22 protein-coding genes are annotated in these 20,540 nt (G+C 40.0%); 7 read left to right on the forward strand and 15 right to left on the reverse strand.

The features are described from left to right. Positions 1 to 440: 440 nt before the first annotated feature. From HLV59_RS11670 to HLV59_RS11690, 5 genes are all read left to right on the forward strand, one after another. Complete coding sequence (locus tag HLV59_RS11670) at positions 441 to 947, forward strand: hypothetical protein (protein WP_171251286.1); 507 nt, start codon at positions 441 to 443, stop codon at positions 945 to 947. A 151-nt stretch (positions 948 to 1,098) separates the two neighbouring features. Then, the gene (locus tag HLV59_RS11675; protein ID WP_171430012.1) at positions 1,099 to 1,539 is read left to right on the forward strand and encodes a hypothetical protein; all 441 of its coding nucleotides are present in this window, start codon (positions 1,099 to 1,101) and stop codon (positions 1,537 to 1,539) included. Between the two features lies 1 nt (position 1,540). Then, a complete protein-coding gene (locus HLV59_RS11680; protein ID WP_171430013.1) occupies positions 1,541 to 2,122 on the forward strand; it encodes a histidine phosphatase family protein in 582 nt (193 codons plus the stop codon). Between the two features lie 64 nt (positions 2,123 to 2,186). Then, on the forward strand, positions 2,187 to 2,693 hold the full coding sequence (locus HLV59_RS11685) for an SMI1/KNR4 family protein (protein ID WP_171430014.1): 507 nt from the start codon (positions 2,187 to 2,189) through the stop codon (positions 2,691 to 2,693). 88 nt (positions 2,694 to 2,781) lie between these two features. Then, positions 2,782 to 3,204: a hypothetical protein gene (locus HLV59_RS11690; RefSeq protein ID WP_171430015.1), complete on the forward strand. Its 423-nt coding sequence runs from the start codon at positions 2,782 to 2,784 to the stop codon at positions 3,202 to 3,204. Positions 3,205 to 3,240: 36 nt separating this feature from the next. On the opposite strand, the gene HLV59_RS11695 is transcribed toward HLV59_RS11690, so the two are convergent. From HLV59_RS11695 to paaA, 13 genes are all read right to left on the reverse strand, one after another. Further along, a complete protein-coding gene (locus tag HLV59_RS11695; RefSeq protein WP_171430016.1) occupies positions 3,241 to 3,624 on the reverse strand; it encodes a PaaI family thioesterase in 384 nt (127 codons plus the stop codon). Positions 3,625 to 3,701: 77 nt separating this feature from the next. Next, entirely contained in the window at positions 3,702 to 4,307 is a 606-nt protein-coding gene (locus HLV59_RS11700) for a DapH/DapD/GlmU-related protein (RefSeq protein WP_171430017.1), read from the reverse strand. Further along, the gene (paaX, locus tag HLV59_RS11705) at positions 4,294 to 5,259 is read right to left on the reverse strand and encodes a phenylacetic acid degradation operon negative regulatory protein PaaX (RefSeq protein ID WP_000062822.1); all 966 of its coding nucleotides are present in this window, start codon (positions 5,257 to 5,259) and stop codon (positions 4,294 to 4,296) included. The genes HLV59_RS11700 and paaX overlap by 14 nt, the downstream gene beginning before the upstream one ends. A 53-nt stretch (positions 5,260 to 5,312) precedes the next feature. After that, the gene (gene paaK, locus HLV59_RS11710) at positions 5,313 to 6,602 is read right to left on the reverse strand and encodes a phenylacetate--CoA ligase PaaK (protein ID WP_017481515.1); all 1,290 of its coding nucleotides are present in this window, start codon (positions 6,600 to 6,602) and stop codon (positions 5,313 to 5,315) included. 40 nt (positions 6,603 to 6,642) lie between these two features. Beyond that, on the reverse strand, positions 6,643 to 7,851 hold the full coding sequence (gene pcaF / locus HLV59_RS11715) for a 3-oxoadipyl-CoA thiolase (protein ID WP_171430018.1): 1,209 nt from the start codon (positions 7,849 to 7,851) through the stop codon (positions 6,643 to 6,645). 12 nt (positions 7,852 to 7,863) lie between these two features. Next, positions 7,864 to 9,402: a 3-hydroxyacyl-CoA dehydrogenase gene (locus tag HLV59_RS11720; protein WP_125739701.1), complete on the reverse strand. Its 1,539-nt coding sequence runs from the start codon at positions 9,400 to 9,402 to the stop codon at positions 7,864 to 7,866. A 2-nt stretch (positions 9,403 to 9,404) separates the two neighbouring features. Next, positions 9,405 to 10,196 carry a 2-(1,2-epoxy-1,2-dihydrophenyl)acetyl-CoA isomerase PaaG gene (gene paaG, locus HLV59_RS11725; protein ID WP_062849655.1) on the reverse strand — a complete coding sequence of 264 codons (792 nt, stop codon included), beginning with the start codon at positions 10,194 to 10,196 and terminating at the stop codon, positions 9,405 to 9,407. Next, positions 10,196 to 10,969, reverse strand: a complete 774-nt coding sequence (locus tag HLV59_RS11730; RefSeq protein ID WP_171430019.1) for an enoyl-CoA hydratase-related protein — start codon at positions 10,967 to 10,969, stop codon at positions 10,196 to 10,198. Before HLV59_RS11730 ends, paaG begins: the two co-directional genes overlap by 1 nt. 8 nt (positions 10,970 to 10,977) lie before the next feature. Then, complete coding sequence (gene paaE, locus HLV59_RS11735; RefSeq protein ID WP_016144869.1) at positions 10,978 to 12,039, reverse strand: 1,2-phenylacetyl-CoA epoxidase subunit PaaE; 1,062 nt, start codon at positions 12,037 to 12,039, stop codon at positions 10,978 to 10,980. A 23-nt stretch (positions 12,040 to 12,062) separates the two neighbouring features. Then, complete coding sequence (gene paaD / locus HLV59_RS11740; RefSeq protein WP_001177938.1) at positions 12,063 to 12,563, reverse strand: 1,2-phenylacetyl-CoA epoxidase subunit PaaD; 501 nt, start codon at positions 12,561 to 12,563, stop codon at positions 12,063 to 12,065. A 16-nt stretch (positions 12,564 to 12,579) separates the two neighbouring features. Continuing rightward, positions 12,580 to 13,335, reverse strand: coding sequence for a 1,2-phenylacetyl-CoA epoxidase subunit PaaC (gene paaC / locus HLV59_RS11745; RefSeq protein WP_171430020.1), 756 nt, complete (start codon positions 13,333 to 13,335; stop codon positions 12,580 to 12,582). A gap of 12 nt (positions 13,336 to 13,347) precedes the next feature. Next, the gene (paaB, locus tag HLV59_RS11750; RefSeq protein ID WP_216606718.1) at positions 13,348 to 13,638 is read right to left on the reverse strand and encodes a 1,2-phenylacetyl-CoA epoxidase subunit PaaB; all 291 of its coding nucleotides are present in this window, start codon (positions 13,636 to 13,638) and stop codon (positions 13,348 to 13,350) included. 32 nt (positions 13,639 to 13,670) lie between these two features. Further along, positions 13,671 to 14,609 (reverse strand): 1,2-phenylacetyl-CoA epoxidase subunit PaaA, encoded by a 939-nt coding sequence (paaA, locus tag HLV59_RS11755; protein WP_016141440.1) that lies wholly within the window; start codon positions 14,607 to 14,609, stop codon positions 13,671 to 13,673. A gap of 265 nt (positions 14,610 to 14,874) precedes the next feature. On the opposite strand from paaA, the gene paaZ reads away from it, so the two are divergent. Further along, positions 14,875 to 16,977 (forward strand): phenylacetic acid degradation bifunctional protein PaaZ, encoded by a 2,103-nt coding sequence (gene paaZ / locus HLV59_RS11760; RefSeq protein ID WP_171430022.1) that lies wholly within the window; start codon positions 14,875 to 14,877, stop codon positions 16,975 to 16,977. Positions 16,978 to 17,021: 44 nt separating this feature from the next. Here the strand turns inward: paaZ and HLV59_RS11765 are convergent, their stop codons facing one another. After that, positions 17,022 to 18,401 (reverse strand): L-serine ammonia-lyase, encoded by a 1,380-nt coding sequence (locus HLV59_RS11765; protein WP_016144866.1) that lies wholly within the window; start codon positions 18,399 to 18,401, stop codon positions 17,022 to 17,024. 352 nt (positions 18,402 to 18,753) lie between these two features. Between HLV59_RS11765 and HLV59_RS11770 the strand changes: the two genes are divergently transcribed. Then, on the forward strand, positions 18,754 to 19,662 hold the full coding sequence (locus HLV59_RS11770; RefSeq protein WP_171430023.1) for a DMT family transporter: 909 nt from the start codon (positions 18,754 to 18,756) through the stop codon (positions 19,660 to 19,662). Between the two features lie 379 nt (positions 19,663 to 20,041). Here HLV59_RS11770 and HLV59_RS11775 read toward each other — a convergent pair whose 3' ends face one another. Then, on the reverse strand, positions 20,042 to 20,476 hold the full coding sequence (locus HLV59_RS11775) for an I78 family peptidase inhibitor (protein ID WP_016144864.1): 435 nt from the start codon (positions 20,474 to 20,476) through the stop codon (positions 20,042 to 20,044). Positions 20,477 to 20,540: the final 64 nt, after the last annotated feature.

The raw sequence follows: 20,540 nt of genomic DNA on the forward strand, positions 1-20,540 counted from the left end.
ACTCCTTTTTATTGGGAGTTCTGCCGACATTAAAATTATGGTGGCAGAACGAGAAAGGGTTCGCGGACTGGTGAAAGATATAACCAGCACACCCGAAGGTGTCCCTCTCCCGTCCTACCGCAACGGGAGGAGACGAGGAGTTCACGCATAAGACTATCCCTCAGAAGGAATAACTCTGATGCGATCTTTCATCACGGTCCGCGACGACCGTCTGGCAATGTGGCCAGCAGGCAAAGAATAGTGCCCAACCTTATTGCAGTCAAGCACGCAAAATGCCATTTGTTTTAAATTAAATCATTAGAAAAGCAAGGCTAAATAATGAGGGAGTTATTGTTAAGTGGGGAAATAAAAACAGCCTGCTGATGAGATTTTTTATTTGAAGTAGAAAGATTGCGTATAAGGTGTATTATGTTGATTTTAAATAATCTAACTTATTCAATATGAAAAAATTAGACTTCCAAATAAGTAAGATAACAGAAGTAAAAAATCCTATTTACTATGGAGATGATTTTTTACATTTGTATATTCATACTGAACAAGCAAGCTATATTCAATTTTTTTGCTTGGATTTGTTTTACTATGTAGACAATATTAATGAGTTACTTGCATGTATTCTTAATAAAGAAACAAGGGCAGACTATTCATTTAGAGAATGGATTGTTAATACAGAGTTTAAAGAAATATCTATCCATGAATTAGTAATACAAACTAATGGTCTAATAAATCAATTAGATATGATTTTAAATGAATCTCCAGCGAGCTTAAGTGCCAAATTCCTGAAAGAACACTTATGTACTTTAAATTTTGAAATTACTACAAATAGTTATGAAATCTTAGGTTGTTCTAAAATTGTCCCTAATAGTCCTGATGAAGGCGGCCCAAATTATCAATTTTTTTGGGAAAATAAGGGGAAATTTTATTTTTTACACATTCATTTAGAATCATAAATTCTTCTATTTAACACAATGGGCGTTATCTGAAGTATAAAAAATAAAAAAGTCTGTCTGAGAAAAACTTTTCAATATAAATATACTTAGATGTTTTATAGTAGGTTTAATATACTAACTTTAGTCAAGCCAATAGATCATATCTAAAACTATGGAAAGAAATGAATACCAAGAAGAAAAAAACATAAAGTTCATTTATTCGAGTAAAAGGCGCATTCAACAAAGAGTTCTACAATTAGAGAAACTTACGGCAGAGGCCATTCATAACTATATTCAGCACAACTACAAAGATGAATGGTTTGAAAGTAACTTTTCAATTTTAAGTTGTTGGAAGTTTTCAAAAAAAGATTTTGATAAGATCGACAAGTTTTGGTGTGATGCCATTTATTTCGAAAACTTTCATATAGAAAATGAACGAGTATTTACTTTTAATGGACATGCGTGGATTGGCTTGGTAAGCAATGTCGACTCTGAATGGAAAGTTCCAGTTTCAGGAAAATTTTGCATAAGTTCGAATAGGAAAATTTTAAAAAGCTATACCTTAACTTTTTACAATGAAAGTCAGGATTTAGTTTTATCAAAACGGATTTAATATGAGTATTTTTCTGATCAGACATGCTGAAAGTGAAGCCAATATCAATGGAAAAACCCTTTCACATGCTTCAATTGCTTTAAGTGAAAATGGGCATAAACAAGCTCAAGCACTGTGTTCAAAACTGCCTAAAATTGATCATGTGATTGTGTCTCAATATTTGCGTACACATCAAACCGCCGCCCCACTCTTAGAAAAATATAATCTCAATTTTGAAGTAAATGAACATTTGCATGAGTTTAGCTATTTGTCTGAACATAAGTGTGCCAATACCAATATGGATGACCGTAAAGCTTGGGTAAAAGCATATTGGGAGAAAATGGATTATCAGCATAAAGATGCAGATGACGCGGAGTCTTTTGAAGATCTATATATGCGAGTTCAAGCTTTTCATGAAAAGTTAAAGGCATTGAGTGATAATTATGTCCAAAAGAATTTGGCTGTGTTTAGTCATGGACAGTTTTTACAGCTTTTGATGATGCAAATACAACAACCTCAACCACTTTCAAAAGATTTAATGCGGCAATTTAGATACAATCTGGTCTATCAGCCAATTAGAAACACTCAGGTTTTTACTTATTGAACTGATAAATTTCATATAAGGTATATAATTTTAGAAACTCTTTAAAATAATGAATAGAGAACTTATGACTCAATTTCCAGATCTACTTAAGAAGTTACACCAACTAGATTTTGATTATGCTGATGGAGATGGCATTGATTTTGAGCCATACCAAGATTTCTTATCACCCGAAGAAACAACTGAATGGTTAACAGCTTGGACTGGAAATCCTCAAGCTGATGCTAGTACGTTATTAGTTTTTGGCCAAGATGGTACAGGTGGGTGTGCTGCTTTTTGGATAGTTAATAAAGACAAAAATATATTAGATCAACCAATTGTATTCTTAGGATCAGAAGGAGAAATGGGAGTTGTAGCGAAAGATTTTAATGATTATCTTTGGTTGTTGTCACAGAATCATGGCCCATTTGAATCTATCGAATATCCTGAAGCTAACACTCAAATTAATAATGTTTTTCTGACTTTTGCAAAACAGAATTCTAAATCTAATTCTAGATCAGTTACTGAAATTTTAAACGATGCTCAAAGTTCTTATCCTAATTTTAAAACTTGGATAGAAGACATGATTCGGTAATGAATATACCTATTAAGACAATGGGTATTACATAAGATAAAAGCAGCCTACTAACGATAGGCCGTTTAGATACGGAGCATAAATTTTAATGAATCAACTAGAATTAATTCTAAAAACCTTCCATGAATATGAATTTAAGGAAGGTTTAGATGATTTATTCTATTTATCAGGTAACTTTCTCAAAGAAATTTACCCAACGATTATGCTCGAATATGACCAAGATACAGCATTCTTCATGGCTTTAAAAAGTTTGTTAGACACTGGTGATATTTCTCTATTTTATAATTTGAACTTTGAAGACCCATCTAGAGATGGAGAACTGCTAACTGGATCAGCAGAAGAACAAATTAAGCAGTTAAAGCAAGTCTGGATCGGCAGTGATGCTATCAATAAGATGGATGAGGAAAATAATTACATAGGATGGTACTTCTTAATAGAGTGCCCTTATGCATTAGCTCACAAAATTTATGATAAAGATGGAAACTTCGAGAGTTGGTTCTGTACTGGCTAGTTATATTTAAGTCTCTAACCAGCAAAAAATCGCATATCACGGCGCAAGTCTGTAACACGTAGATGTAAATAACGCGACTCTATTATTCAAACCGTCTGTTATCACCACTTCATAATGCGCAAATTTTTTACTACTGCCGACCTTGGTTGCCGTTGCAAATAAAACCCTATCTTTCGCACCACTCATATAGCGAATATCCGCCTGTAGGCCTGTATATGGCGCATCCCCTGCATTACATGCCATCGCAAAAGCGATATCGGCTAAAGAAAATATGACTCCACCATGTACGCCGCCTAAGGCATTCATGTGTTCGTCTTTTACATTAAGCTGACAACGCGCTTCATCAAAACTGCGATGCAGCACTTCAACACCCAATAGCTCTGCGAATTGATCAACCGCGGTAGTTTCCATTTTTTGCACAAACGTCTCCCTACTCGTGCGAGTATTCCTTAAGTGTTATAAACCTATGTGTATTGAATTCGACTTATTAAAAGCCGTTAAACACTATCTTGTTTAATTTGATAGTTTGAAGAACTAAAGTCTTTATAGGTCAGGCGGTCATTCAACTCTGAGCTTAAAGGCTGAACTTCTTGCATTGAGTTTAAGCAGCGCTGTGCAAGCTCAATGTATTCTTGCGTGCCTCTGGTTTTCCATTTTTTTTCTTGTTCTGATAAATCACGTGCAATCTTGGCAGGACTTCCCATTGCCAATACATTTGCCGGGATAATGTCTTTAGTTTTGACCAGACTATTTGCACCAATAATGGTGTTTTCACCAATTTCGGCATAGTCCAAAATTACGCTGTTCATGCCGACCAAAACATTTTTACCAATGCGGCAGCCATGCAAAATTGCCCCATGCCCAATGTGCCCCATTTCCTCAACTAACGTCACGCTTTGCGGAAAGCCATGTACGGTGCAGCTATCTTGTATATTGGCATTTTGCTTAATATGGATACGACCAAAATCGGCACGCAATGAAGCAAATGGCCCCACATATACGCCCGCTTCAATAATCACATCACCAATTAAAACAGCAGTTGGGTGTACAAAAGCGTCTGGGCTGACGACTGGAATAACACCGTCAATACTATAACAAGGCATGATTTAACCTCTCATTTGTCGCCACCAAACCTCCGAAACGGCGCCAATAATGTGCTGTGGCATTTGGCATTGGTCCTTCTGCTGTTGCGGCAACAGACAAGAAGTATTCATCCGCAGGTTCAAATACTTTTTTATAAATATTCATTGATAAAGTTCGTGCACTAATTGCAGGCCAGTCAGTTGGCAACAACTCAAGTGGTAATGCAGGGTCTTTCAATAAAATCCGTCGATAATAATGAATCAGCAAAGTTCGAATTTGAAAAGCCTGAACAGGTTCGAGTTGTTCGTTTTCCTGCATCAACAACACGCCAATTTCTCTAAAAATATCGAGAAACTGTAAATATCTTTGGCGTAATTCATCAATTGGCCAGTTGGTTCTAAGCATACGACCAATGGTATCGACCGAATTATTAAAGAGCTGCAAAGTTTCGGCTTTAAACACCACCACTTGCTCACTCATATTTAAGTCCACCAACAAGCGTTGCAGTTCAATACGGTTACAACCCGGATAAGCCATTAAGTTTGTCGAAATATTGGCAAATCCTAACCATTCGAGTTCTTTCTTTAGCAACGCTTTATTTTCAGTGTCGAGACTAGACATCAGAATAAGATCCCAATAATGATCCCACTCTTTCATCTGGTCGTTATAAATACGTTGCTCGGCCTGCAAATACGTCGAACGGCTTGAATCGGTAATTCGATAAAAACTGGTTCTGCCAATTTTGTCCGAACATAACCAATCATTTTTAACTAAACGAAAAACAGAGGTTCTTACAGCACGGTCATTAAAACCAAATAGCTCTAATAACTGAATCAGGCTCGCAAGACTAATGTTTCCACCCCGATGAAGTACTGAATCTCCAAAAATTGTCGAAATAAGCGAAGTTCCACTTAAGGTTTCATTCTTTACAACAGAATCAATTATTTGCTGTATTTTTGCACTCATACTCATGTCTTGGCGTTTAGTTTCAGGGTATAGATTCTATACCCTGAATGATCTTGATGTTAAGCAATCTGACGCATATCGATTACCCGCTTTGCCTTACCTTCCGAACGAGGTAAGGTCGCTTCTGTCACAACTTCTACAGTAACGCTAATCCCAATCATGGTTTTAATGCGTTTCATCAACTCCTGAGCAAGTTGATTGGCCTGTATAGTACAGTTATGACACATCTCTGTACGAATATGCAAAGTATCCATATGTCCTTTTTTAGTCACCAAAATTTCATAATTTGGAACTAAATGTGGAACTTGCAAAATTTGCTCTTCAATTTGAGTTGGGAAAACGTTCACGCCGCGAATAATCAGCATGTCGTCACTACGACCCACAATTTTATCCATTTTGCGCATCGCCAGATTTTCACCAGCGAGCAAACGGGTCAAATCACGGGTACGGTAACGAATAATCGGTAAACCTTCTTTGGTAATAGTGGTAAAGACTAATTCGCCAAGTTCGCCATCTTTACAGACTTCACCTGTTTCAGGGTTAATAATTTCTGGGTAGAAATGATCTTCCCAAATCGTTAATCCCTCGCCCTCACCTAAACACTGCATCGCAACGCCCGGCCCCATCACCTCAGACAAACCATAAATATCGAGTGCTTTAATATTAAGACGTTCTTCAATTTCACGGCGCAGCTCGTTGGTCCATGGCTCGGCACCAAAAATACCGACTTTTAAAGACGTATTACGCGCAGTGCCAAATTGCTGTTCTAGCTTTTCAATAATGCTCACGCAATATGATGGCGTAACCATAATTGCAGTCGGTTTAAAGTCTTGAATGAGCTGAACTTGCTTTTCAGTTTGGCCGCCAGACATTGGAATAACCGTCGCACCTAGGCGCTCGGCACCATAATGTGCACCTAGACCACCAGTAAACAGTCCATAGCCATAAGCCACCTGAACCATATCTTTCGCGGTTAAACCTGCCATGCGTAAGCAACGCGCAACTATGTCCGACCAAGTGTTAATATCTTTTTGGGTATAACCCACCACGGTCGGTTTACCTGTTGTGCCTGATGACGCATGTAAACGCACAATCTGCTCTTGCGGTACAGCAAACATCCCAAAAGGATAGTTGTCTCTTAAATCCTGTTTAGTCGTAAATGGAAACTTCGCCAGATCGTCTAAAGTCACGAAGTCATCAGGATGTACACCTGCTTCATCGAACTTTTTCTTATAGACCGGACTATTTTCATATACAAAAGTCAGGGTTTGTTTTAACCGTTTAGTTTGCAGCTCTCTAAGCTCTGCAAGTGTTAATTGTTCAACATTATCCGTTGTAAGGCTGTCCATCGCCTCTCTCCTCATTATGTAATTTTAAAAACCGTCTGAATTAATTTAAATTTTCCAAAATCAGTGCGACACCTTGTCCAACACCCACACACATCGTGCACAGTGCATAGCGTCCACCTCGTTTTTTTAGCTCACGTGTTGCGGTAATCACTAAACGTGTACCACTCATGCCTAACGGATGTCCTAACGCAATCGCCCCACCATTTGGGTTCACGCGTTCATCGTCATCTTTTAGACCAAGTTCACGCATACAAGCTAAAGATTGGGCTGCGAATGCTTCATTCAGCTCAATCACATCCATCTGATCTAGCCTTAAACCTGTTTGCTTTAAAATTTTCTGCACCGCAGGAACAGGACCTATACCCATATATTTGGGTTCAACCCCTGCACTTGCAATGCCAATTACACGTGCTAAAGGTTTTAAACCATGGGTATCTGCAAATTCACGGTTGGTAATGAGCACACACGCGGCACCATCATTTACACCAGAGGCATTTCCGGCAGTCACTGAACCACCTTCTTTTCTAAATGGCGCTTTTAGTTTTGCGAGTGCTTCAAGTGTCGTTTCACGCGGATGTTCATCGCGGTTCACCACAACCACGTTTTTCTTACGATCTACAATCTCGACAGGCAAAATCTCATCGTTAAAGAAACCGTTTTGTTGGGCAGCAGCCGTTTTTTGTTGGCTACGTAATGCAAAAGCATCTTGGTCTTCACGACTAATTTGATATTTTTCAGCTACATTTTCGGCAGTTTCCGGCATGCTGTCAGTGCCGTATTGCGCTTTAAGTTGCTTATTTACAAAGCGCCAGCCAATAGTGGTGTCATAAATTTCAGGAGTACGGCTAAAGGCTTCAGTTAGTTTAGCTTGTACAAATGGCGCACGGCTCATCGACTCAACACCACCTGCCAACACAAACTGCGCTTCACCTGCTTTAATTGAACGTGCAGCAAGGCCTACCGCATCTAAACCAGAGGCACATAAACGATTAACTGTCATCGCCGGAACTGTATCAGGCAAGCCTGCCAAGAGGGTTGCCATACGTGCAACGTTACGGTTGTCTTCACCTGCTTGGTTAGCACATCCTAAAAACACTTCGTCTACTGTATTCCACGGTAAGTTCGGGTGTTTATCTTTTAAATATTTGATGGGCAATGCAGCTAAATCATCTGCACGTACAGCACTTAGGGCACCTGCATATCGTCCAATTGGGGTACGAATAAAATCGCAAATTAAAACGTCTTCCATGTTGACTCCTGATTATGCAAATTCGGTCATATCACGTGAATATTGAGTAGCAATGTTTTGGGTTTTCGCTACATATTGCTTGAGGTAGATACTCGCGCGATATTTTTCCTCTCCATACAGTGCATATAAGTTATTTAAGGTTTGGAGCACATAAGCACCGCCCATTTGTGTCAACCACTGGTAAGGACCTTTAGGATAATTCACTCCATATTTCATGGCATTATCAATATCTTCCAGACTCGCAACACCGTGTAAACTTGCTTCGCAGGCTTCATTAATCAGTAAAGCGATGGTGCGTAAGGTTAACAGTGCCGGATGGTCTTTAATCCACATCACGCTGATGCCAAATTGTGCAAAGTAAGCTTCAACTTTAGCGAGGTCACTTGCTTCACAAAGTTCGTTATGACTGAGTACTAAAGCTTGCGCCTGCTCAAAATCATGGTGCCAATCCATCAAAACCACTTTACGGCTTAAGTAATGAATATTGGCAGACTCACCTTGGCTTAAGCGTAAGTCGATATCATCTATTTGAAGAATATTGTCGTCACTCTCAGATCCGCTTTTTAAACCTAAACGCGTTAAAAAAGCAGGTAGCTGAGACCAAGTCCCTTTGAGCTGAATATAGGCATCAACTGGTTTGACAGTCACAGCTTGAGGTTGAAAAGTCTCGTACTGATTTTTTTCGTTATAGCGATAAAAGCCCTGTTTTGACTTACGGCCCCAAGCACCCGCATCGACCAATTCTTTTTGAATCAGGCTTGGACGGTAGCGTGGCTCATAAAAGAACTCTTGATACACGCTTTGCGTCACCGAAAAGTTAACATCTTGCCCAATGAGGTCAGTAAGTTCACACGGCCCCATCGCAAAACCGCCACACTGCTTTAAGGCATAGTCTAACTGGTCGTAGCTGGTGACTTGTTCTTGCAGTGCTCTAAAGCCTTCTGCATAAAACGGACGTGCAATTCGGTTAACAATAAACCCGGGAGTCGACTTGGTGAGTACCGGAATTTTTTTCCAGCTGAGCATCAAGTTTTTTAAAGCCAAACATAAGCTGTTTGGTGTTTTTAATCCTTGTACAATTTCAACCAGTTTCATGACTGGCGCGGGGTTAAAAAAGTGTAAACCTACCACGCGCTCAGGGTGAGCAATGCCAGCCGAAATTGCGGTCACTGAAATTGAAGATGTATTGCTTGCAAAAATGGTTTGCGCACTGCAGATTTCAGCGAGTTGTTTAAATAAAGACTGTTTAACTTCTTTTTTCTCAACAACGGCTTCAATGACCAAGTCAGCATCACGTAAGGTTTCAACTTGATTGACCACCGTTAAACGCGCTAAGGCTTCATCAGCTTGCTGTTGTGTAAGCTTGCTCTTTTCAACCAGCTTTTTAAACGTCTGCCCTAAGCCGTGAACGGCTTGTTGCGCTTTTTGAGCGTCCAGATCATACAAAACGGTCGAATGCCCATTGACGATGGCTAACTGAGCAATGCCGATGCCCATGGTTCCAGAACCAATGACGGCAATTCGGGCACGAGATAAGTCTAAATCTGTCATGCTTAGCGCCCTTTAAAATTTGGTTCACGTTTATTCATAAAGGCTTGTACACCTTCACGATAGTCTTCTGAACGACCCGCAATACGTTGAAAATCTCGCTCTAACAGCACTTGCTCATCAAAGGTGTTATTGCTTGATTGATGAATGGCTTTTTTAATGAGAGATAGACCAAAAGTAGGCTGTTTCGCTAAACGTTCCGCAAGTTCAGTCACCTTTGTTTTAAGCTCAGCGTCTTCAACCACATCCCAAATCATGCCCCATTCTTTTGCGGTTTCTGCTGGCAATTTGTCACCTAACAAAGTTAAGCCCATCGCACGCGCATGGCCTACAGCACGTGGTAAAAACCATGTACCAGCCGAGTCTGGGACCAAACCTAAGCGGCAAAATGCTTGTACGAAGTTTGCCGATTTAGCTGCAATCACCAAATCACATGCCAGTGCAATATTTGCCCCTGCACCTGCTGCCACACCATTTACGGCGCAAATCACAGGCTTTGGCATATTTACAATCGTTTTAATGAGCGGGTTATAGTAAGTTTCAATGGAATATCCTAAATCTGGAGCTTCTGCATTTGGGTCAACTACACGATCGCCTAAATCTTGCCCTGCACAAAAGCCTCGACCTTCGCCACTAATTACAACACAACGAACATCCGGATTTTTAGTCCACAGGTTTAAAACCTCAGCCACTTCACGGTGCATATCAACGTTAAAGCTATTCAGTGCTTTTGGGCGGTTAAATGTCAGGTAGCCAACACCATTTTTTTCTTCAGCAATAATATTTTGATAGTCCATCACTCACCTCTAAACACTGGCTTTCTTTTCTCAAAGAAAGCATTAATCCCTTCGTTTCGATCTTTTGTAGCCGCCAGCCAGACAAAGTTTTGACGTTCAAACTTGAGTCCCTGACTTAAAGTCGTTTCATGAATACTTTTAATTGATTGTTTAATTACGCGAATCGCTAAAGGCGCTTGTTTGGCAATTTTGGCTGCAAGTTGAACCGCATATTCAACGGTTAATTCAGTCGGCACCACTTGACTACAAATACCGTGTTGCTCTGCCTGTTTTGCCGAAATCATCTCACCTGTCATGGCCCAGCGCATGGTGAGCTGTTGCCCTACCAAGCGCGCTAAACGCTGTGTTCCGCCTGCACCCGGCAACATACCCAAGGTAATTTCAGGTAATGCAAAACGGGCATTCTCACCACAAACGACCATATCTGAATGCAAAACTAACTCAAACCCAGCGCCTAAGGCATAGCCATTCACTGCGGTAATCAGTGGCTTACTAAACGCATCAATTTTTTGCCAAAGCTTCGGGCGAATATCGAGTTGCAAAGACACGGCGTCCATTGCAGCCAACTCACTAAGATCTGCTCCAGCTGCAAAGCACTGAGCGTTACCTGTTAAAACCACCGCTTTGACTTGAGCATTATGTTCAGCTTCTTCGAGCAACTCGCATAAACACTGCAATGTTGCATTGTTTAAGGCATTTCTTTTTTCTGGACGGTTTAGGGTTAATAACAAAACACCGTCAGTTGCTGTGCTGGCTTTGATTAACTCTTGCATGGCGGCCTCTATTCATCAAAACTCAAACGAACATTTGAGCCTTTTGGTAAGGTCTGACAGCTCAGCACATAGCCCTTTTCAACTTCATCTTCTTCAAGACTGTAGTTAAGGAACATGTCGACTTCGCCAGAAAGCACCTTACAACGACAGGTCGCACACACCCCACCTTTACAGGCATACGGTAAGTCAGCACCTGCGCGTAAAGCTGCATCAAGAATACTTTCATCATCTTGAGCCACAGAAACAATCAGCTCACGGCCATCTAAAATGATGTTGACCTTTTCTTCTTTACGATTTGCATCAGCCTCAACACTACGTTTACGCGCTTGTCCCGTATGGAAACGTTCGGTATGAATTCGCTCTTTTGCAATACCAAAGTTCGGCAAGGTACTTTCTACAGCATTCATCATTTCGTCTGGACCACAGGCGAACACATGATCAAAACTCGTTTCAAGCACATCAAAATTAAAAAGTTGTTTTAGCTTTTCTTCATCAATACGACCATTCATTAGTTCACTGTCGTTGAACTCACGAGAAAAGATATTGATGAGTTGAAAGCGTTCTTTAAACTGATCTTTCAAATCCATAATTTGCTCGGCAAACATGGTTTGTTTCCATGAGCGATTGCCATAGAGCAACGTAAATTTAGCTTCAGGTTGTTCAAACAAGACTTGCTTAACAATTGATAAAATTGGAGTGATACCACTGCCCGCAGCAACGCCTAAATAGTTTTGTCCACCGATCTTGGCTGCTTTTTGAAAAAACACGCCTTGTGGTGGCATGACTTCAAGCACATCACCCACTTTCAAATGGTCATTTGCCCAGTTTGAAAATTGACCCTGATCAATTTTTTTAACCGCAATACTGATGTCTTCTTTGCCTGCATAGCTACAAATTGAATAACAACGGCGGATTTCACCAGCTTCGGTTAAATGGCGAATGGTTAAGTGTTGACCCGGTTGAAATTGAAATTGTTCTTGTTGTTCAGGTACAACGTCAAATGCAATACAAATTGCCTGATCGGTTTGAGGCGTAATACTTTTTACTTTTAATGGTACAAATTGGCTCATGGCTGATTTCCTTATCTAAAGACTTAAATACATTTGAAGTAATCAAAAGGCTCAAGACAGTCCTGACATTTATAAAGTGCTTTACAGGCGGTAGAACTAAACTCTGTTAACAGTCGGGTATGTCGGCTTTTACAACGTGGACACTCGACACCATCATTTAAATGAACATGAGTTCCACACTGATGCGCCAACCCTTCAGGTGGTGCGATACCATAAACTTGCAGTTTCTTTTTACCAGCTTCAGACATCCAGTCCGTGGTCCATGCTTCTGACAAATCGACCATAACTTTGACCGGTGTCAAAGCTTCTGCGGTAAATGCCTCAACAATTTGTGCTTTGAGCATATCTGTTGCTGGGCAACCGCTATATGTCGGAGTTAGACGAACAATAATTTCTTGTTGATCGTTAATCTCTACACCACGAATCATGCCTAAATCGACAACCGATAAAACTGGAATTTCAGGGTCACTTACCGTTTGTAGAACATCCCAACATTGGTCGATGCAATGACGAATCATTTGCATGGCTCACCTCCTTGTCTTACCAGGTCATGCCCGGATAAGTTCTTTGAATACTTTGCATTTCAGCCAACAAATAACCTAAATGCTCGGTATGCAATCCTTGTTTCGCACCACGGCGATAAGCACCGTTCACAGCAACATTTAATTCAAAGCGCTTAAGCTCATTCGCAATGGTTTGGTTCCATTGTTCTTTTTCATTTGAAAAATCTGGAATCACGCCTTCTGCAACTAGTGCTTTTTCGTCTGCACTCAGTTCAAATAACTCAGCAGTAAAGCGCCATAAATTATTTAATCCATCTTGTACACGTTGATGTGCTTCATCTGTGCTTAAACTTAAACGCTCCATCCAGCTTGTCGAAAAACGGATGTGATATTTCACTTCTTTTAAAGATTTCACAGCAAGTGCACTTACTTCAGGAAGTGAGCTTTGCGTTAAAGCCGTAAATAAATGAAGATGGTAATGATCCATCAACCACTGGCGTACAATCGTTTGCGCAAAATCACCATTCGGTTGTTCACACAACAATAGGTTTAAAAACTCACGCTCAGTACGGAAATACGCAAGCTGATCTTCATCACGTTGAGCTTCATCATATTGACCAGCCAAAGTCAGAAAGTTTCTTGCTTGACCCAATAAGTCCAAACCGATATTGGCTAAAGCAATATCAATTTCAAGCTCAGGTGCATGCCCGCACCACTCAGCCAAACGCTGCGATAAAACCAGTTGACTGTCGCCAATATGTAATAAGAATTTAGATAAAACTGACTGATTCATATGCCATTCCCCTTACATGTGCTCAATGCCATCTGGGATATGGTAAAAAGTCGGATGACGATAAACCTTGTCTAGAGAAGGATCGAAAAATTCAGCTTTTTCATCTGGCTGTGAAGATTTAATCAGTTCAGAACGAACCACCCAAATGCTAATTCCTTCGTTACGGCGCGTGTAAACATCACGCGCATGTTGCAGTGCGATTTCATCATCAGGTGCTCTTAAGCTGCCTACATGACGGTGGCTTAAGCCTTGTTTACTACGTACAAATACTTCGTAGAGCGACCAGTAGTTTTTATCTTCCATTTTGATTTCCTCAAATTTTTCCATAAATCTTGTTAAGCCACTTTGTTTGCTTCAAGCTGCTGCTTTTTCGCGTAGACCACTGCTGCATCACGAACCCATTTGCCGTTTTCCCATGCTTTACGGCGTGCTTCGATACGCTCGTGATTACATGGTCCACGTCCGGCAATTACTTCATTAAATTCGTGCCAGTCGATCTCGCCAAACTCATAGTGGCCTGTTTCTTCATTCAATTTTAAATCTGGGTCCGGCACTTCTAAGCCAAGCTGCAAAACTTGTGGCACAGTGTTATCAACAAACTTTTGACGTAATTCATCGTTACTAAAACGTTTGATTTTCCATGCCATGCTTTGTGCGCTGTTTGGAGAATGCTCATCACTTGGGCCAAACATCATGAGTGCTGGCCACCAGTAGCGATTTACTGCATCTTGTGCCATCTGCTTTTGTTCTGGTGTACCGTTTGCCAAAGCCATCATGGCTTCAAAACCTTGGCGTTGGTGGAAACTCTCTTCTTTACAGATACGTACCATTGCACGTGCATATGGTCCGTAAGAGGTACGGCAAAGTGCAACTTGGTTCACAATGGCTGCCCCATCGACAAGCCAACCAATTGCAGCAACATCTGCCCAAGTCAAAGTTGGGTAGTTAAAGATTGATGAGTATTTCATTTTCCCATCAATCAATTTTTCCATCATGTCATCACGGTCAGCACCTAAGGTTTCTGCTGCGCTATACAAATACAAACCATGACCCGCTTCATCTTGTACCTTCGCCAATAAAACTGCTTTACGTTTTAAAGTTGGCGCACGAGTAATCCAGTTCCCTTCAGGCAACATACCTACAATTTCAGAATGTCCATGTTGCCCGATTTGACGAATCAATGTTTTGCGATAGGCATCGGGCATTTGATCCTTAGCCTCGATCGTAATTTCATTGGCAATATTTTGTTCAAATTTCTGGTAGTTGTTTTCCATTCTTTCATTCCCTGTAGGTATCACCCTTGAATCTATTTTTCGATACACTAAAAACAAAGTCAATCACTTTTTTAGTATCAAATTAAATACAACCAATAATTCGAAATTAAATATTTGAAATTATTAAATATAAATCAATTGTAAAAAACCTTTTTACTTTTACAAATGAAAATAAAGTTGACTTTTTGACAAATTAATCTGAAATTATGAATCATATTTTTGCAATTTTTATAATTGATGTATCACATAAAAAAGGAGTTTGGTCATGCTTGAACAAGCACACCTAGAAGGAACCTCAACTGACACAGATTTTCAGCAGTCTGAGCATCAACTGCCTCACCTTGCTTCTTATGTCTATGGAACATGGCATTCGACGGGCGAAGAACTACGTCCTGTTTACCATGCCATTACGGGTGAACCGATTTATGCCGTAAGTAGTCATGGCATTGATATGAAACGTGTTGTTCAATATGCCAAACAAAATGGTTCAGAACTGGCTAACTGGACGTTTCATCAACGCGCTAATGCCTTAAAACAAATTGCCCAATATTTATTGGAACGTAAGGAAGAGTTTTACAAACTTGCTTATGCAACAGGTGCAACTCGTAAAGACGCATGGATTGATATTGAAGGTGGCATCCAAACATTATTTGCTTATTCAAGTCTGGTTCGCCGTGAACTCAATGATGAAAAAATTATTACTGAAGATAGCTGGATTCAGTTATCTAAAAATGGGACTTTCGGCGCTAAACACATTTTAAGCCCTAAAGCAGGTGTTGCCGTTCACATTAACGCTTTTAACTTCCCAATTTGGGGAATGCTTGAAAAGATTGCACCGACGCTACTTGCAGGTGTGCCATGTATTGTTAAACCTGCAACTGATGGCTCTCAATTAACTCAAGCTGTTGTAAAAGCCATTGAAGAAGCACATGTATTACCAAAAGGTTCGCTACAACTCATTTGCGGTCAGACTTATGACCTGTTAGAACAGTTAGGCCCACAAGACTGCGTTACGTTTACAGGTTCTGCCTACACAGGTCAAAAACTACGTAACCACCCTCACCTCAATAAATATTCGATTCCATTTAGCATGGAAGCCGACTCGGTAAACAGCGCAATTTTAAGCCCTGAAGCAAATGAAGAAACTGTAGATTTATTTGTGCGTGAAGTCTTCCGTGAAATGACCACAAAAGCAGGTCAAAAATGTACTGCAATTCGTCGTGCTTTCGTTCCTGAAAATTTATTAGCAACTGTGCAAGAGAAACTCACTGCCAAACTTGCTAAAGTTGTGGTGGGTGACCCTCAAAAAGAAGAAACCACCATGGGCGCTTTAGCCAGTATTAAACAAAAACGTGACGTTGCAGAAAAAGTTGCCGAGCTTAGCAAAGATGCAAAAATTGTTTTTGGTGGCAATGATAGTTTTACATTTAATGCAGACCATCCTGAAAAAGGTGCTTTTTTCGCTCCAACTTTATTGCTCTGCGAACAGCCTTTACAAGCGATGAATGTCCATACTACAGAAGCTTTCGGTCCGGTATGTACACTCATGCCATATCAAAGCATTGAAGAGCTTAGCGATCTTGTTTCACGTGGTGAAGGTAGCTTAGTGGCTTCAGTCGTTAAAAATAACGATGAGAATATTGAACAAATTATTCAAAAAATTGCGCCTTGGCATGGCCGTGTGCATGTACTCGATGCAGAGTCTGCAAAAGAAAGTACAGGTCATGGTTCTCCACTTCCGCATTTAGTACACGGCGGACCTGGCCGTGCAGGTGGCGGTGAAGAGTTAGGTGGTATTCGTGCCGTTAAACACTACATGCAGCGCACTGCAATTCAAGGTTCTCCAAACAGCCTGACTCAAATTACCCACTCATGGACTGCTGGTTCGAAAGTTAACGAAGACCGCGTACATCCATTTAAAAAGTCATTTGATGAGTTAGTGATTGGTGAACGTTTATTAACGGCGCGTCGTACAGTGACTGAAGCTGATATTGTCAATTTCGCTTGTTTAAGCGGTGACTACTTCTACGCACATACCGACAAAATCGCAGCGGCCGAGTCTTTCTTTGGTGAGCGCGTTGCACACGGCTATTTCATTGTGTCTGCGGCAGCAGGTCTATTTGTAGATGCAGCACAAGGTCCTGTGATTGCCAACTACGGTATGGACAACTTACGTTTTGTTGAACCCGTTAAAATTGGTGACTCAATTCAGGTTGAACTCACCTGTAAACAAAAAACGCCTAAACCACAAAAAGATCCGTCTCAGCCTGCGCATGGCGTTGTCGTGTGGGATATTAAAGTCAAAAACCAACGTGGTGAACTTGTCGCAACTTACGACATTTTAACCTTAGTTGCTCGCGAGGCTTAATGTTTAAAATGAGATGGGGTCACCTCGTCCCCATCTCATTTTTTTTAGCACTCAATTGCGTTAACAGCGAGGCCACCTTTTGACGTCTCTTTATATTTTTCAGACATATCTTTGCCTGTTTCCTTCATGGTCTGAATCACTTTATCTAATGTCACAAAATGCTCTCCTTCATCATGAAGTGCCATTTGTGCTGCATTAATCGCTTTTACAGCCGCAATCGCATTTCGTTCAATGCAAGGCACCTGAACCAAACCACCAATCGGATCACACGTTAAACCCAAGTTATGTTCAAGCCCAATTTCAGCCGCATGCTCCACTTGCTCAGGTGAAGCTCCTAAAATTTCAGCTAAACCTGCCGAAGCCATCGCACATGCTGAGCCGACTTCGCCCTGACATCCCACTTCTGCACCAGAAATAGAAGCATTGAGTTTACATAAAATGCCGACGGCTGCCGCACTTAAAAAGAAACGAACCACTTTGTCTTCGGAAAAGTCTTTAGAGAAAGTCACGTAGTAATATAAAACTGCCGGAATAATTCCAGCAGCACCATTTGTAGGGGCTGTTACGACTCGACCGCCGGCAGCATTTTCTTCATTGACCGCCAAGGCAAATAAATTAACCCATTCCATAGCATGAAAAGTTGTCACAATCAGGTTAGAGTTTTTCTTATTTAATAACTTATCGTGAATTTTTTTAGCCCGACGTTTTACGTTTAATCCGCCCGGTAATATGCCTTCATTAATTAATCCGTTGTGAATACATTGCTGCATCACTTTCCAGATTTCCATAATTTTACTGCGAATCTCACTTTCACTACGCCAGCTTTTTTCGTTTTCAAGCATTAACTCACTCACTGATAAATGATGAGTTCTACATAAGCTTAAAAGTTCAGCCGCGCTATGAAATGGATATGGAACTTTAACGTCGTTGGTTTCAGTTTGGGTGTGTGTTAATTGTCTTTCACTGACAATAAAGCCACCACCAACCGAATAGTAAGTTTCTGCATATAAAATTTCTTGAGCCCCGTTATACGCAATCAGTTCCATTGCGTTGGGGTGATAAGGCAAAGATTCATCTAAAAAAAGCACATCATGCTTATAATCAAAAGAAATAGTCTTTTGCTGATTAAGCTGGATAGCTTTATTTTCAAGTACATCTTCAATCAAGCTTGTGCTTACTTGAGTATCAATATGTTCAGGGTCAAAGCCCATTAAGCCTAACAGTACTGCCTTGTCTGTCGCATGACCGACACCGGTTGCCGACAGCGAACCGTATAACTTCACCTGAACTCTTACCGTTGCTTGTAAATTGTTTTGCTTCAATAAATCATCCACAAAACTGTATGCCGCTCGCATTGGTCCAACTGTATGGGAGCTAGATGGGCCGATGCCTATTTTAAAAAGATCAAATACACTAATAAACACGTGGTCCTACCTTCGATTCATTATTATTCGTATGTTCGTCATTATTGTGTCCTTTCGGATAGTTCTAAAATTATCATTAAGCCGTCTATAAAGCACTGAAAATAAATGGCTCACTGCCTAAAAACAACACAATCAATACTGAATTTACTATTTTTCAAATAGTAGATTTTTCCATTAAATTAAATGATAAATTCTTCAGCAAAATTCTGTGATTTGCATATACTGTTGCCTTGAGACGGACGGTCGTCAAAAAGTTCCTACCCATTCAGCTAACTTATTCTTTACAAGATTAATCATTCTTATCTTGTAGAAATTGTGCTGCATAAAACTTTTAAAGTTTGAGTCACTCCATATGAACGTGCCAACAGAAACAAAATTTTCCCTAACTTATTATACGGGTTTCTTATCTGTACTATTTGCGGCATTTTTATGGGGTACTGCAGGTACTGCTGCGTCTTTTGCAAAAGGTATTAGTCCAGTAGTGATTGCCACTATATCTGTAGGTTTCGGAGGGTTAATTCATACATTTTTAAGTTTAAAAGCAATTAAGAAAGATTACCGAAAGCTTTTTGACTATAAAACGAAAGTTTTTATTGCTGTAATTGTCTCTATTCTGTGCCCTTTCGCATTTTATTCATCTGTCTCGCTAGCTGGTGTTTCTATCGGTACCGTCATTTCAATTGGCTGTGCCCCCTTGTTTTCGGTCATGCTCGAATGGTTATTAGATAAACGTAAACTCTCTTTAAAATGGCTTATTAGTTTTATTTTAGGTTTTTTAGGAGTGGTTCTACTCTCATATTCAGGTGAACATAGTCATCATCATCAAGGGATTCAGTCAGAACGTCTTTTAGGCGTATTTTTTGGCTTACTCTCTAGCCTGAGTTATGCAACATATTCATGGATTATGAAAAATTTAATTCATGAAGGTGTCGACTCAAGAGCTGCGATGGGCGTGATTTTTGGTATCTCGGCCGTTCTTTTATTACCTACATTATTTATTACAGCAACTCACCTATTTGATTATCCAACAAATCTTTGGGTAGCACTTTATATTCCGATCGTACCTATGTTTTTAGGTTATCTATTTTTTAGCTTTGGATTAAAACGTATTCCTGCGAGTCAGGCCATGACTTTAGCACTCGTTGAAATTCCAGTAGCCACTTTATTAGCAGTGCTATTAGTAGGTGAAAGCCTAACATTGAGTAGTTATTTAGGTTTAATCTTAATTTTTTTATGCGTTATCGTTCTCACTAAAAAATAAACTTTGAGTAACAGCTAAAGACCAAAAAATGAAAATTTTCTACACAAATCAAAAATTAATCTAGAGGTTAAAAAATCCATCATATATATGGACTGTTATAAATTACAGTCCGATTTACTCATTTAAGCCGACTAAAAAACAACCACAGAACATTAGCCATTAGTCGCACCTCCCTATTTTTATTCATTTTTACTGGTAAAGTGCTTTACATGGTTTGATACAACCTACTTAACTCAGATGCATAATTCACCTGTTCTTGCATCTGATGTTTTTATGCCTCTAGTCCGCTAGAGGCTTTTTTTATTAATTAATAAAAAAGCCCACATTTCAGCAGGCTTTTTTACTTTAAGATTTGATTTAGCAAACTTAATTATACGAATTAACCACAGGTTGCCTGAGTAATTTTCTTAGTTGCAGGATCAATAGTAACTGTAACTCGGTTTGTACGATAATCCATAGTCATAGGTTGACCTGGAGCTACTTTACGCACAATTTCTGATTTAGTCTTTTGCTTAATTTGATCATCAGTCAGGCCAGATTGACCTACCAATTTTTGAGCTTCTTCTGCTACACAGTTCGCTTGGTTATCACGGAATAATTTCCATTCTTCGACGACTTGGCCATTTGGTAAGTGACAATACCCAACCTGCCCATTTGCTTCATTTCTAATTTCTAATTTCCCGCCTTGTTCAACACAATATTGACTAGCGGGGTTTGGTGAACCAATTTTTGGTGGAGTTGAATCTTTATGTTGTACAGATGAACAAGCCGTTAACGAAACGAGCGCTAAACCAAGAAAGATAATTTTTTTCATAAATTTTTGCTTCTTAATAAAAAAACTAAAGATATCAAAAAAATTCATGTTTCATGTGACTTCT

Source organism: Acinetobacter lactucae, from assembly GCF_013122135.1.
GTDB lineage: Bacteria > Pseudomonadota > Gammaproteobacteria > Pseudomonadales > Moraxellaceae > Acinetobacter > Acinetobacter lactucae.